This is a genomic window from Micrococcus luteus (assembly GCF_022664405.1).
Taxonomy (GTDB): domain Bacteria; phylum Actinomycetota; class Actinomycetes; order Actinomycetales; family Micrococcaceae; genus Micrococcus; species Micrococcus luteus.
The window spans coordinates 13,387-27,282 of record NZ_JAKRLB010000019.1; the positions used below are offsets into that span (position 1 = coordinate 13,387).

General features: G+C 70.1%; 13 protein-coding genes. 2 read left to right on the forward strand and 11 right to left on the reverse strand.

The window, feature by feature from the left end; all coding sequences use genetic code 11:
• Positions 1-189 precede the first annotated feature (189 nt).
• From MF605_RS09165 to MF605_RS09200, 8 genes are read right to left on the reverse strand one after another with little or no spacing between them, the layout of a single operon-like run.
• Positions 190-975 (reverse strand): hypothetical protein, encoded by a 786-nt coding sequence (locus MF605_RS09165; RefSeq protein WP_134416893.1) that lies wholly within the window; start codon positions 973-975, stop codon positions 190-192.
• Positions 972-2,738: a peptidoglycan DD-metalloendopeptidase family protein gene (locus MF605_RS09170; RefSeq protein WP_134416894.1), complete on the reverse strand. Its 1,767-nt coding sequence runs from the start codon at positions 2,736-2,738 to the stop codon at positions 972-974. The genes MF605_RS09165 and MF605_RS09170 overlap by 4 nt, the downstream gene beginning before the upstream one ends.
• On the reverse strand, positions 2,735-4,681 hold the full coding sequence (locus MF605_RS09175; protein WP_134416895.1) for a hypothetical protein: 1,947 nt from the start codon (positions 4,679-4,681) through the stop codon (positions 2,735-2,737). The genes MF605_RS09170 and MF605_RS09175 overlap by 4 nt, the downstream gene beginning before the upstream one ends.
• On the reverse strand, positions 4,678-7,233 hold the full coding sequence (locus tag MF605_RS09180; RefSeq protein ID WP_134416896.1) for an ATP-binding protein: 2,556 nt from the start codon (positions 7,231-7,233) through the stop codon (positions 4,678-4,680). Before MF605_RS09180 ends, MF605_RS09175 begins: the two co-directional genes overlap by 4 nt.
• The gene (locus tag MF605_RS09185; protein ID WP_134416897.1) at positions 7,230-7,745 is read right to left on the reverse strand and encodes a hypothetical protein; all 516 of its coding nucleotides are present in this window, start codon (positions 7,743-7,745) and stop codon (positions 7,230-7,232) included. Before MF605_RS09185 ends, MF605_RS09180 begins: the two co-directional genes overlap by 4 nt.
• Before the next feature lie 17 nt (positions 7,746-7,762).
• On the reverse strand, positions 7,763-8,032 hold the full coding sequence (locus MF605_RS09190) for a hypothetical protein (RefSeq protein WP_134416898.1): 270 nt from the start codon (positions 8,030-8,032) through the stop codon (positions 7,763-7,765).
• A 26-nt stretch (positions 8,033-8,058) separates the two neighbouring features.
• The gene (locus tag MF605_RS09195) at positions 8,059-9,162 is read right to left on the reverse strand and encodes a conjugal transfer protein (RefSeq protein ID WP_134416899.1); all 1,104 of its coding nucleotides are present in this window, start codon (positions 9,160-9,162) and stop codon (positions 8,059-8,061) included.
• Positions 9,159-9,386 carry a hypothetical protein gene (locus tag MF605_RS09200; RefSeq protein WP_134416900.1) on the reverse strand — a complete coding sequence of 76 codons (228 nt, stop codon included), beginning with the start codon at positions 9,384-9,386 and terminating at the stop codon, positions 9,159-9,161. Before MF605_RS09200 ends, MF605_RS09195 begins: the two co-directional genes overlap by 4 nt.
• Before the next feature lie 262 nt (positions 9,387-9,648).
• Here MF605_RS09200 and MF605_RS09205 point away from each other — a divergent pair, with 262 nt between their 5' ends.
• Both MF605_RS09205 and MF605_RS09210 read left to right on the forward strand, forming a co-directional pair.
• Complete coding sequence (locus tag MF605_RS09205; RefSeq protein WP_166795272.1) at positions 9,649-10,455, forward strand: hypothetical protein; 807 nt, start codon at positions 9,649-9,651, stop codon at positions 10,453-10,455.
• Between the two features lie 398 nt (positions 10,456-10,853).
• Entirely contained in the window at positions 10,854-11,759 is a 906-nt protein-coding gene (locus MF605_RS09210; RefSeq protein WP_166795273.1) for a replication protein RepA, read from the forward strand.
• Positions 11,760-11,811: 52 nt separating this feature from the next.
• On the opposite strand, the gene MF605_RS09215 is transcribed toward MF605_RS09210, so the two are convergent.
• The 3 genes from MF605_RS09215 to MF605_RS09225 all read right to left on the reverse strand — a co-directional run bounded on the left by MF605_RS09215 (position 11,812) and on the right by MF605_RS09225 (position 13,844).
• Positions 11,812-12,438, reverse strand: coding sequence for a hypothetical protein (locus tag MF605_RS09215; RefSeq protein ID WP_134416902.1), 627 nt, complete (start codon positions 12,436-12,438; stop codon positions 11,812-11,814).
• 1 nt (position 12,439) lies between these two features.
• Complete coding sequence (locus MF605_RS09220; RefSeq protein ID WP_061873039.1) at positions 12,440-13,363, reverse strand: ParA family protein; 924 nt, start codon at positions 13,361-13,363, stop codon at positions 12,440-12,442.
• Between the two features lie 184 nt (positions 13,364-13,547).
• Positions 13,548-13,844 (reverse strand): ArsR/SmtB family transcription factor, encoded by a 297-nt coding sequence (locus MF605_RS09225; RefSeq protein ID WP_069941626.1) that lies wholly within the window; start codon positions 13,842-13,844, stop codon positions 13,548-13,550.
• Positions 13,845-13,896: the final 52 nt, after the last annotated feature.

Here is a 13,896-nt window from a genome sequence, read left to right on the forward strand (position 1 = left end):
GGCCCCTGGCTGCCTGCTCCCGGCCTGCTCGCCCGCGCACGGCTGCGCTCTGGCTCCCGTCTACCTTCGGTGCTCCTTGGATGCTCGCCGGTCGCTGGTGCTCGTATGGCACGGCTTCCCGCTGGGGAGCTCGCGTGAAGATGTCGCAGCCGCTGGTCTACCTGTCGTAGGGCCCGGCCGGGGGGCGTCTCAGAGGCCGCCGTGCGGGGTCATGTCGATCTGTTCAACAACCCGGTTCTGGGTGGTGTCCACGACGACGGTCATGGGGCGCTCGGTCCGCGGCGCGGTGACCCAGGGGTCCTCGCCGGTGGTCTCGGTGGCCACCATGAGCGCGACGTTGACGCGCTCGCCCTGAACGGTCTGCGCGCGCGACTCGAGCACCTGCACCGACGTGCTGGCCTTGGCTTTGACGAAGCGCTGGTGGGCGTCGGATTCCCAGTCCCGGTCGGCGTCGAGCGTCTTCAGCAGCTCAGGGCTCACCGTGGGCGCCAGCGCCTCCCGCCACTGCGCCCGGCTGGTCTGCCACGTGCGCGCGTTCATGGCCTGCGCAAACCGGCTGGCCACGTCCTCGGCACGCTTGCGGGCGTCGGGATCCAGACCCTGGACGACTCGCTCCTGGGCGGCCTTCTCCACCTCGATCTGGGAGCTGCGCGCCGCACTGACTGATGACGGGCTGACCTGGGCGTTTCCAGATTTCGACGGCCCCGTGGAGGGGGTCGTTTCCCGATTCGTTTCCTGACTCGCAGCGCTGGCCGGGACGGTGCTGGCCGACGGCTGAGGCCAGGCCCCGGCCGTCGAGCTCGCAGTCGCCGTGGGGGTGGGGGCCGGCGCCTCCGGCGCCTGCTCGCCGGGGGTGCCGGTGAGCAGCCACGCGCCGGCGCCTGCCGCGGCGAGAGCGCCGACCAGGAAGGGCCAGGCCCGCCCCGTGCGGGGCTGGGGGTCCTGGGGGTGGCGGGTGGTGTCCGTGCGGCTCACTTCTTCTCCTGGATCACGTCGAAGTAGACGGTGTCGGTGCCGGTCTGAGTGACCGGGTGCTTGCGGGTGCCGGCGGACTCGTTGATCGCGGAGATCATCATGCCGTCGCCGACGTAGATGCCCACGTGCTCCCACCGCCCGCGGGTGGGGTCCCACTTCTGGGCGACGATGTCGCCGGGCTGCGGGGTCTCGGTGCGCTTGCCCACGGTCCACGGGGCCTGGCGGGGCATGTCGATCCCGTTGTCCTGGTAGACGCGTGAGACCAGCCCGGTGGCATCCCAGGATCGGAAGTCCGCGGCGCCGTAGGTGTAGGTGCCGCCGATGCCGGCTTCGGCGCGGGAGACGATCTTCGAGCGCGAGAAGTCGGCCGGGATCTCCAGGCGCTTGGTGTCCTCGTCCAGGGCGTGGTTGCCCTCGGGGGCGGTGCTGGAGGTGGCGCTGGCTGCGGCCGCAGCCCCGCCGGCGCCCTGGCACATCATGGGGGTGGTGCCGGTGACCTGGCCCAGGATCTGGTTCGCCGCGTTCTCCCACTTGTTGTACTTGTCGGGGTGGCGCGAGTTCTGTACGGCCTGGGCAGCCGACCCGGGGGCCATGCCCTCCCAACCGGGGATGTCCAGCAGGCCCGGGGGCATGCCCTTGTTCGGGCCGGTTGGGCCGCCGAAGAACGCTCGTGCGGCGTACTCGGGGTTCATCAGCTCCGGCACGCTTCCCCAGCCGGCCACGGTGCGCTGCTGGAAGACGTTGACCGAGTCCTTGTCGGTGCCGGTCTTCCGGTGCGGGAAGTTCATGGACTCCGGCAGGGTCGGGTTCGCCATGTTCTGGAGCATGGACTCCTGGAGCCCGGTCATCAGCGCCACCTGGATCCCCTTGTCCGGGATGTTGAGCTCGCGCGCCACCCCGATGATCAGGGCCGCGTTCTCCACCTGCTCCGGGGAGAGCGTCCACTCGCTGCCCTCGGGCAAGGTGATCCGCACCGGCCCATTGACCTTGGGGGGCTGCCCGTCCGAGGCGGCGGCGCCCGCGGGCGAGGATCCGCTGGCCAGCTTGGCCGAGGGAGCCGAACTTGAGGAGGCTGCCGCCGAGCTCGAGGACGCCGCCCCCGCGGCACCGCCGCCGGCCGGAGAGGTCAGCCGGGGCATCTGGCCCTTCTCCAGGATCAGGCCGCGCTCGGCCAGCCAGGTCTGCGGGTTGGACCGCTCGCCGTTGACGTAGAGCATCAGGTGCAGGTGCACGCCCGTGGCCACGCCGGTCTCGCCGGCTCCGGCCAGGTGGTCCCCGGCCTTCACCTGCTGGCCGGGCTTGACCACGGTGGTGCCGTTGGCGATGTGGACATAGCGCCACTCGATCCCGTTGCCCGAGTCGATCTTGAGGATGTTGCCGCCCTCTTCACCCCCCATGTTGGTGCCGATGACCGTGCCGCCCATGACGGCGTTGATGGGGGTGCCCTCGGGGATGCCGCCGATGTCCACGCCGCCGTGGAAAAGAAGAGGTGCCTCGCTCGTGTAGCCCGGGGGGATGTACCCGGGCCCGAAGGGGTTCGGGCGCGGCCCGTAGTCGGAGGTGACCCGGCCCATCAGCGGGATGGCCAGGGACCCGTCCGCGGCGGTCAGGCCCCCCACGACACAGGAGAGGGAGGACTGCTGCATCTTCAGCTTCTGCTGGGCGCCACCGATCATCAGGATGATCAGCAGGATCAGCACCACCACGAAGGCGACGACGGCCACCACGGCCCCTGCCCCGATGAAGACGGCGCGGCGCTTCATGCGTGCTGCCCCCGCGGGCCCTGGGCGGCCCGGAGGCGCTCGCGCATCCGCTGGGTGGCCTCCGTGCTGTGCGCCCGCGGCCGCCGCGGGGGCTGCTGGGGGCCCTGGCTCGAATCCACGACGGTGCCCTCGACGACCTCGGGCCGGCGGGGGGTCACGGTGGCCTTGCCGTCGCTGCCCACCGTGATCCGGGACTGGCGGGGCACCCGCTGGGGCTTGCCGGGGCCGGTGAGCTCCTTGCGGTTCTGGCGCTCGATGGACCAGGCCGCGCCCTGGGCAACGACGTTGACCGCCCCACCGATCGGACCACCGATGGCAGCCGCCCCGACGCCGACGGCACGCACCAGCGGAGCCGGGGGCAGCTGCCCGCCCGGACGGCGCCGACGCGCGGGCCCGCTGCCGCCGTCGGCGCGCGCGGCACGGCCGAAGACCTGGGGGCCGCGGGGATCCGGCCGGCGCGGTCCTCCGCTGGGCGTATCGGAGCCGCCCGAGGGGCCGGCGCCGCCGCCGGTCGGCCGGGAGCGCGCAGGCCCGTCCTGGCCGCCGCCCTTGGCCAGACCGAGGCGGCCGAACTTGTAGCCGCCCAGGGCCGTGCCGGCCATGCCCACCAGCGACTTCGTCGGCACGCTGGACTTCTTCTCCTGGCCGGCGCCCAAGCGCGAGAGCCAGCGGGCGGTCTGGTCGCCCTTCTTCATGATCCCGTGACGCACGCGCAGCACCAGCCAGATCAGCGCGATCAGCATGAGCACCAGCAACAGCATCTGGAGGGTCACACCGAGGGCTGCGGTGGTCAGCAGCATGTTGGCCACCAGGCGCAGGGACACGGCCACGAGCACGATCGCGGCCACGATGACCACGCCGCAGGCGATCACGCCGACGAACGCGCCGAAGAACTCCTTGCGGGAGGTACCCGGCAGGATCGAGATCATCACGGCCAGCACCTGGTAGACCCCGTAGAACAGGGCGATGAGCACGGCCAGGAACAGCACCACCGCCATGGTGGCCACGAGCACGGCGAAGGCTGCCGATCCCAGGTTGGTCATGAGCATGGGGGCGACCTTGATGAAGGAGGTCGACTCGGACCAGCTCTTGGCCGACTCGCTGCACCCCTTGACCGGGTCCATCACGGACTTGGACTTCACGTCCATGGGGTCCGCGGCCTTCATCGTCTCGGTGAAGGTGCTGGCGCAGCCGCCCTCGAGCAACTGGCCGAAGGCGACGGCCTGGGAGGGGCCGCGCAGCATCGCGTCCGTCAGGTCGGCCATCACGGACTGGCCCAGGGCCGAGGAGGCGTCCGCGCCGCCGTCCATCGCGCCCTTGCCGCCGGTGGCCTCCACGGCGATCTGCGCCGCGGTCTGCTGGGAGGTCTGGAGGACGCCGTCCGGGCCGGTGATGTAGGCGACCGGGTTCAGCGCGAGGTTCGTGGCGACCACGACCATCAGCACGGAGACGAACATCTCCCCCCAGGCCGCGCCGCGCTTGCGCATGAAGAACAGCAGGCCGATGGTCGTGCCGGAGATCATCGCCGCCAGCGGGATCCAGTGGATCTGGGAGATCAGCTGCCCGAAGTTCTGGCCGAGGACCTCCATCGGGCCGGAGAACCAGGAGACCCACTGGAAGCTGAGCAGGGTGTGCAGCAGCCACATGCACGTGGTCACGCACATGTAGTGCAGGCCCCAGAAGAGGTCGAGGACGGAGACCAGCGCGTCGCGGGCGGGGTTGATGTCAATGCCTCCGGCGCCGTGGTCCAGGGGCAGTGCCTCGTACTTGGAGATGGGCACACCGGAGGAGTCGGTGACCTGCTGGGACCACTCCTCCAGGCCCATCACCCCCGACTGCGCCGGGGCTGCCGGGGCCGCAGAGGCGGCCGGGGCGGCCCAGAGCATGGTCAGCAGCACGGCCGCGCTGACGCCGGTTCGTCGCATCCATCCGCGTGCGCTCATGCGTGCACCAGCTCCTTGGTGGTCTCGGTGGAGGCTCCGCGCTTGGGCGGGGAGCTCATCACGGCCTTGAAGCGGGCCGGCGAGAGCGGAGGAAGCACCTTGATCTTGGCGACGTTTCCGTAGGCGTCACGCATCAGCGCCTCACCGCGGCGCTCGGGGGCCACCTCCTCGTTGTCGTCCAGGGGGGAGAGCCCGGAGGTGACCAGCTCGACCCACTCGTCCTGCCCCATGTCGGCCATCCAGTCGAGGTTGCGCTGGGCCATCTTGGAGTCGCGGGAACGGCAGACGATGCGCACGGGGATCAGCGCCTGGAGCTGCTGGGATCCGAAGTCCGTTGACGCGTCATGCGAGCCCAACGCCACGGCGGCCTTGTGCTTGCGGCCGTAGCGGACCACGTTGGACAGCTCCAGCTCGGTCTCCGGGGAGCCGGTGGCGTGGTGGGCCTCGTCGACGATCATCAGCGACTCGATGGAGTCGTCGGCGTAGAGCACGACGCGGCTGATGGCCACGATCAGGGCATAGAGGGCGCGACCGATGACCTTCTCCACCGGCAGCTCCGCCTTCAGCGCGGCGGACTCCAGCTCATGGCGTCGGGGCAGCTCCACGCCGCGGGTGCAGAAGGTGAGGAAGCGCGAGGACAGGTCCAGGGTCGGCAGGGACTCGTCGAAGAGCAGGGGCCCGAACTCGGTGGACTGCACGTTCTGGAGGCCGAACGCGATCGCGCGGGTCTGTTCCGGCTCCTCCCCCGCCAAGCCCTGGCCGGAGAGCAGGTGGGCTACCAGGGACCCCATGGAGGTGATCTGATGCTCCTCCGCGTAGTCGGGGTGCAGCAGCTGGCCGAGCAGCCGGCCCTCGGCGGAGTTCGAGCCGAAGCCCAGCAGCACGGAGACCAGGGAGCGGGTCACGCGCGCGGCGACCTTGCCCGGGAACAGGCGCAGGGGGTCGATCGACCAGCGGGTGTCGCCGAGCTCGACGACGGTGGGCTGGGAGCCTTCGCGCTCGGTGAGCAGTCGACCCAGGGCCGCCCACTCGGTGTTGTCGGAGCGGTCGATGGCCACGATCTGGCCTCCGCGGTCGAAGACGTTGCCGGCCACGATCTTCAGCAGGGTGGACTTGCCGGAGCCGTTCTCGCCGGTGACGGCGAACGAGCCGGACATGTCGGCCTCCATGAGGCCGCCGATGTTCATGAACACCGGGCTGCGGCGCGAGGAGGAGATGTTCGTGCCCAGCCGGAATCCGGTGCGGGTGCCCAGCGCGTCGGTCACCAGGGGCACGCCGAAGGCCAGGTGGCGACCGGTGACCAGCAGCTCGAGCTTCTTCACCACGGAGGAGGCCGGCGTGCCCGGCAGGCACGCCCACCACAGCGACTCCTGGTAGCCCAGGGGCGTGATCACCTTGAAGTCGCGGGCCGAGTAGGCCGCCTGGATCATCTGGGCCTGGTCCTGGGCCTGCTCGGGGGTCTCGGCACCGACGACGAACATCACCGCGACGTCGACGGAGACCTCGGCCTCCGAGGAGTTCAGTGCGGCGTGGTAGGCCTTGAGGTCCTCGGCGATCGCGTCCAGGCGGGTTGATCCGCCGGTGATCGCGTGGGAGTCGCCCTCCTGCTGGTTGTACTCCTCGTTGAGCTTCTCCTCGGCACGCTTGTTCCGTGCGGCGGCGCGCTTGGCCGGCAGCACGTTCATGCGCATGATCCAGTCCGCGTTGACGCTGAGGGAGTCGATGTAGGAGACGTACTCGTCGTCGGGGAAGGTGAAGCCCTCGCGGGGGCCGGCGGTCAGGGCCATCACCACCTGGTACGAGGCCTGGCCTGCCGTGGTCTCGGAGGCGATCTTCACGTACCGGCGGCCGAAGGGGTTCAGCCGTTCCTTGGCGCTGACGTCGGACTGGCCGCCCTCGTCCACGAGCGGCTCGGGAAGGCTCGCCCCGGAGGTGAAAGCCTGCACGTCCTCCCCGCCGGCGGGCGCAGTGGGATCCGATCCCAGGCCCCGGCTCTGGGAGTGGGCGTAGATCCAGGCGACCTCGGCCGGAGAGGAGGGGACGGCCTTGAAGGCGGCGGGGATGGCCCGGCCGATGTGCTCGGCCGTGCGCCCCAGAGCCTGGATCTCCGCCTCCGTGGGTCGCCAGGTGGGCAGGGCCAGCTGCTCGCGCAGCTTGCCGTCGACGGAGCGGATCAGGGTCTGGAGGCGGTCGGTGATCGACTTGGACGGCAGCGGCACGGCCAGCCAGTAGGCTCGCTCGCCCACGGGGATCGTCTCGAGCTCGTCCAAAGAGAGCTCGACCTCCTCGAGGTAGTTGGGGCACTGCTCCAGGTCGACACCGTCGAGCATGCGCTCGACGACGACGGCGGGGTCGAGCTCGGCGCACAGGCCCATGAGCATGGCCTCCCCGCGCAGGCCCTGGAAGAGGGCCTGGTGGGCGAGCATGGCCCGCTCCTTGTGCTCGCCCTTGCCGAAGCCGTAGGGCAGCCCGTGCACGCGCCACATCGCCCACACCGTGCCCGAGGAGGTCCACATGAGGTTCTCGCGCAGGTACAGGAGGGAGTTCTTCATCGCTGGGTGTCCTTGTTCTCGGTCGTGCTCTGCTGGAGGAGGCGTGCCACGGAGGAGGTGCCCATCGGCCGGTACGTCGGCGCGGGCTCGCCCTGCGGTTCGTCGGTGGCCATCGCGCGGGTGAGAGCGGTGGGACTGGAGGGCTTCTCGGGCATCCCTGCGGGAGCCTTCTTGGGGGCGAACGTCTCGCCGCGGTAGTGCCCGTGCGGGGGCTTGGACCAGGCCAGGAAGGCTCCGGTGATGACCAGGCCCAGCTCGTGGAGGTTGTCCGGGGCGAAGCGCAGCAGCCAGGTGACCGCCAAGCCAGCGGCCAGGGCGCCGGCGAAATCGAACAGGTCGAAGCCGGTGGACCAGGACCCCCGGACGGCCCACAGCAGGGCCACCGTGATCGCCCCGCCCACGCCCTGCACGAGCGTGTAGGGGCCCCCGGGCACGCGGGTGCCGTCGGGCAGCCGGTAGAGCGTGGTGGGGATGCGGCGGATGCTGCTGTAGAACCGTCCGGTCTCGGTCATGGCTTACTCCTGGCCGATCACTTGATGGTCGTGCCGGCGGAGTCCGCGGCCCACTGGACGCCGGCCACGCCGCCCCAGATGAACAGGCCGCCGGCCAGAGCGGAGAGCAGGATCGCCGGCAGGGTCCACTTGCCGCGGGCCGAGCCGATCAGGAAGATCACCACGCCCAGGAAGATGATCAGCGCGTTGAGCACGTCCTGGGCCTGGGAGATCAGGTTGTTGATCGAGGTGAAGAAGTTGGCGCCGAGCGTGAGGGAAGAGTGGAGGTACGGGGTGAAGACGTTCACGAGGTCTCCCTTTCAGAGATGAGGGGTCAGTGGGTCGGGGTGGACTGAGGGGCTGAGGTGTCGATCAGGGGGGCCGGGTCGAGGGAGGTCACCTCCCATCGGCCGTCGCGGAAGGTCACGGTGACCGGCACCGTCACGCCCATACGCGAGTTGCGCTCATCGGGCAGCTCTGCCTCCGCCTGGATCAGGGCGCGCACCGGGGTGCCAGGCTGGACGGAGTCCAGGGCCTGATCGGTGCGGATCTCCTGGATGAACAGGCGGGTGTAGGGGGCGGGGTCGATGGCGGCGAGCTTGTAGCCGGGGGCCAGGAAGCGGGAGACATCCGAGCGGCCGGCGCCGTAGGCCTGGAGGAAGCCGTCGAGCATCTTTCCCAGGTCGGTGTCCGGGCCGACCCGCTGGGAGTAGTTCAGGGTGACGGGGTCTCCGTGAGCCGGCCCCGGCACCGGGGTGGGGTAGCCGATGACCTGCAACTGGCCGGGGGCCTGCTCGTGAACGGCCACCTGGTAGTACCGCAGCGTGTAGGGGACCGGCTTGGCGGTGGCCCCAGCCGCCGGAGACGGACTGGCCGAAGACGGCGAGGGAGACGGCGAGGCGGAGGACGTCGACGAGGCGGTTGCCTGCTCCACCAGGGACAGGCTCTCCGTCGCATCCGCCGCCTGCGGAGCGCCCGGGGTGCTCGGCGCCCCGGAGCGCTGCTCCACGTGGGCGGCGACGGTCACGGAGGTGATGCTCGGGTCCTGGCCGCGCTGGACGCCGGCCACGGCGACGTCGCGCACGCCCAGCGGCTCCACGGGCAGCTGGGGGATCTTCGTGCCACCGATGTAGGGCTCCAGCAGGCTCTGGTCATCGCGGGTGGCACGCAGCCACGCCGAAACGTAGGAGGTCGCCACGCCCTCGGCTGTGGACGTGTCGGGCACCTCCACCGCCGGAGCCGGCTGGGATGCCGTCGAAGCGGCCAGCACCACGGCCAGGCCGGACAGGCCCAGGCACAGCACCATCGCCCCGTAGAACCCGTAGAGCAGGACCCGGGAGGCCAGGCTGTTCACCTTGGACTTGGCCGGCGTCGGGCTGTTCTGCTCCGGCGCCTCTGCGGCGGGCTCGGTCTTCTTCTTGCGAGAGAGCAGTTTCACCGATCCTGCCCTCCCATCCGCCGGGCGATGAGGGTGGCCTCGCGCAGCTGGTCGGAGTCCAGGAGGCGACGCATCTCCTCCTGGCTGGCCTGGTCGAACGGCCGCGCACACAGGTCCGCCAGACCCGCCTCCAGGACGGTCTCGGCCTCCCGCATGGTCTGGGCCTCACGCACGAAGCTGGCCAGCTGCTCATCGGTCACGATCTCGGGGGTCTGCTCGGACATCACGGGGGCTCCTTGGACGGGCGATCTCTCACCGGACTAAAGGCCGCCCGCGGGAACCGATGTCCCTCCCGTGCGGGAACTTTTTCTCCGCCCCTCCCCCACATCCGCATGATTCCGCCGATCTCCTGCGGTCCAGGTTCTGGAAATTCAGACGATCGGCAGATCCAGATCCAGATCCAGATTCGTTTCCCGACCTGCTCGTTTGGCTGGTCAGTGACCCGTCCGGGACGCCCGGACACCACTGATGGAGGGACCGAGTCCGATGAGCACCACCACCTACGCCCCGACCGTGATCGACCGTCTGAACGCCGAGTGGGCCGTGCGCTACGCCGAGACCTCCCACCCCTGGCCTCACGGCGCTCAGACCGGCATCGAGCTCGTCCAGACGGTGGCCCGCAGCACCGTGGAGGTCCGCGAGCAGATCATGCGCGGCCTGCTCGAGCAGGCCGCGGTCGGCGACGAGGACTGCGCCCGCGCCGTCCTCCAGCTGATGCTGCCTCGCTTCACCCTGGTCGCCGGCCGTCACACCCGCATGCGCATGGCCGCCATGCACGGAGACCACTCCGCCCGCGAGGAGGTCTCCGCCGCCGTCATCGCCGCAGCGTGGAAGTGGATCCGCAGGCCCTCCCTGCACCGGGCCGGCTCGTGCATCGGCAACCTCGCCATGGACGTGCTCAAGGACTCCCTGCTCGAGCGCAAGCTCTACGACGGCCAGTCCGACGTCGAGGCCCTGCCCTCCTGGCTGCCGCAGCTGGCCGAGGAGCCGGCCGACGATGAGGCCGCCGACAACGGCCGTGCCACCCGGGACCTGTGCGCCATGATCGCCTGGGCTCGAGACAACGCCGTCTTCTCCAGCCGCGACGCCGCGGTCTTCCTGCGCTACCAGCTGGCCGACGAGGCCGAGCGCGCAGCCCTGAGCGACGAGTACGGCTACAGCGGCCGCGGCCTGTGCAAGCGCATCAACGTCCTGCGCACTCGTCTGACCCAGGCCGTGAAGGACTACGCCCTGGAGCGCAGCGAGCTGGCTCCCGACTACGCGGCCCTCATGGAGCAGGCCCCGGCCGCCTGAACCCCAGACCGCGACCACCACACCGAACGGCTATCCACGGATGCACAGCGAAACCGCCCCCCACTACAGGAGGAATACATGTGGTTTTACTACATGGGGACCCTCCAAAATCGTTGCAATCATGCCGATTCTGACGGGGTGGCTGTCACAAGATGCACACACTGGCCGTCACAAGATGCACGTGGATAACCTCCGGCCCGACCGGCGCACCGTCACAAGATGCACACACGCGATCGGCTTGGTCCCGCCGATTTCGCCCCCAATCTGCGTCCACTCCGCCGACTATGAGCCCCCGTCACAAGATGCACGTGGATAACTCCCCGGCGACCGCAGTTCTCCACACCCGCTCCGTCCCCTCCACGCCCACCCGTCATCGGGTCCGAAAGATCACCTCAGCCATGAACCACACGCCGGACATCACCTCCATCGACGCGGCCACGCGCCCGGCCCTCTCGCCCAGGCGCCTGCGGCTGCTCGAGCTCAGCGAGGAGATCGAGCAGAACCCCGGCGAGGTCGCCTTCTCCACCCGCATCTGGGCCCAGCTGAGCCTGCCCTACCGCGACCCCGGAGCCACGGTCCCCCACTGGAGCCGACGCAACGGAGACACCACCCTGACGCTCTCCCCCGGCCCGGCTGGCTTCCCCTTCGGCGTCCTGGCCCGCTCCCTGCTCACCTGGATGTCCACCGAGGCCGTGCGCACCCGCTCCCGCCACCTGGACCCCGGCCCCTCCCTGCGCGCGTTCCTCTCCAGCGTCGGCACCTACCCCTCCGGGGCGAATCAGCGCCGTGTGATGGACCAGCTCCACCGGCTCAGCACGACCTCGATCATCATCGAGACCAGCCGCGAGACGCCCGACCGGCGCACCCTCAGCGGCCAGAACATGCACGTGGCCCACCGCTACGAGCTCACGTACCAGCGTGGGGCCGACCACGCGCGCATCGAGCTCAGCGAGCCCTACTTCGAGGAGGTCATGCGCTCCCCCGTCCCGGTCCTCTCCTCCGCCCTGGCAGCCCTGGGCGGCTCCCCCATGCGCATGGACCTCTACGTCTGGCTCTCCTACAGGATGTCCACGCTCCAGCGCACCACCACCGTCTCCTGGCGCCAGCTGGAGACCCAGTTCGGCGCCCAGTACGCTCAGCCGCGCCAGTTCAAGGCCGCCTTCTTGAAGAACCTCGAGCCCGTGAAGCTGATCTACCCCCAGGCGAAGGTGGCCGTGGTGGACTCCGGCCTGCGCCTGCACCCCTCCGCCACCCACGTCCCGCGGGCAGCCCACCAGCGCCCCCCGCACCTGCGCGTGGGCTGATGCACCACGAAGGGGGGCGGCCCTGCCGGGCCGCCCCCCTGCTCATGCCGGCTCAGCTCTTCGGCAGCCAGGCGTCGTACACCGAGGCGACCATGGCGCTCCGGGAGGGGGCGCCTAGACGGGCCACCTGCTCATCCAGCCAACCCCGCTGCTCCTGATCCAGGCGCAGCTGCACCTGCACGCCCCCCTGGCCGCGCGCGGCACCTCGGCGCCCACGCGGCATCCCCCCGTCCCCACGCGGCTTGTGCCCGCAGGCCGCCAAGAGCTGATCGTCGCTGAGCTCGTCGAACGCGTCGATCAGCAGGTCCGTGTAGGTCCGATGCCGCTTGGCGGCCGCGGTCCGCAACCGATCCAGGACCGGGACGGGGAGGTAGACGGCCGTGTTGCGCACGACCAGCTCTTCCTCTTCGGGGACGTCCACACGGTCCAGCTCGACCACCTGCGCGCCTTCCTGCGGGATCGCGCGCCTCACGTCTGGCATCAGTTCCGGTGCGGTCTCCCGCGTGGCGACAGGCACCGTTTCCGGTGTGGTGTCCTGCGTGGATTCCGGTGTGGCATCTGGCGTGGTTTCTGGCATGGCGTATGGCACAGAGTCGACCTTCTCCGCCGGCTTCTTCTTGCCCCGGCCACGCGCGTTGAACACAGCGCCGAGTCCGTCTGCTCGATTGGGGGTCTCCATCTCAGGCGTCCTCCTCCTCGTCCTGGCCCAGGGCGCTCAGGCGTCCCAGAATCTCCTGGGCCAGTGCGGCGTAGTCCCCTGCCAGGCCATCCATGGTCGACGCATGGAAGGTCGAGGCTTCACCGGCCTTGATGCGCGCGAAGCGCTCTCGGTGAGCGCGGGCCACATCGCTCTCGAGCTCGTGCACCAGGCGTCCGCTCTTGCGCAGGTCCTGGGCGGCGCCGGCGGCGTGCCGAATACGGGCGGTGAAGACGGCCTCGTCGAAGGCCAGCCCCTGGAGCATCTGCTCGAGCGCCTGGCGGGCCTCTCGCTCGATCTTCACGGCGCGCGCCTCCACGTCGAACAGCGCCAGGCCCAATAGCTGCACGTCGGGGTTCGTGGTCTCGTGAACGGCCTGGAAGCGCTCGGCCGTCACAGCGACGCCGTCGAGGGAGCGGAGATCCGTCTTGGAGACGATGACCACGCCCTCGGCGACGCTGAAGGCGGCCTCGACCAGGGCGCGGTCTCCCGGGGGCGTGTCGATGACGACCAGGTCCCACTCCTCCATGACCTGGCTCAGGCTCCGGTGCAGAAGAGCCCCGAGGGGCGGGGCGTCGTAGCCGCGTGCCACCAGCAGGCTGATGATGTCGGCCAAACGAGGGCCGCCGCGAACGACGCCCAGGCCTGGGCGCATGGGATCCGTGGAGATCGGCAGCGGCGCCCCATCTTCGAGGGCTCGACGCAGCTCGATTCCGTCCGACTTCTCTAGACCGAGGTCGGGGGAGAGGTTGCCCTGGGGATCCAGGTCGATGGTGAGGGTGCGGATGCCGGCGGCCGCGGCCAGACCGGAGAGGTTGGCGACCAGCGACGTCTTGCCGGTACCGCCCTTGCCGTTGGCGACCGCCAGGACGCCTGGGATGGCGTATGAGCGCGCAGGGGTGGACATGAGGACCTCCTAGGTTCCCTGTGATCTGACTCCTCCAGTCTACTGCATCTCTCGGGAAATACCGAGAGATTTCCCGAAGTGTTATGGCGTGCAACTGGCGTAGCGGACGGTTGGGGACTGGCGCGCATACGGCGGTGTTATGGCATGAACGGCACTTCTGATGTGGTGCCGGTATGGCATGAGGTCACCGCTCGACGATCGCGCCCAGGGCCTCGATCATCGCGCTGTAGGCCTCCCGGTTGAGGCGGTAGGTCAGGCGTCGGCCCCGGCGCGCTTCGGAGGTGTCGCTGGAGGTCAGCAGGCCGGCCTCCTCGAGGGTGCGCAGGTTCAGGGAGAGGGTTGCGCGGGGGATGTCCAGGGACGTGGCGAGGTCGTGGGCGCCGAGGCCGGGGGAGCGGGCGATCAACACGAGGATGCGCATGCGCAGCGTGGAGTTGAACGCGACGACGGCCGTGTCGAGGGGGGATGCGGGGGCGCTCATGCAGAAATGTCTACCGTACAGAGGGACATGAGGGGGGCGGTCCGGGCTTTAT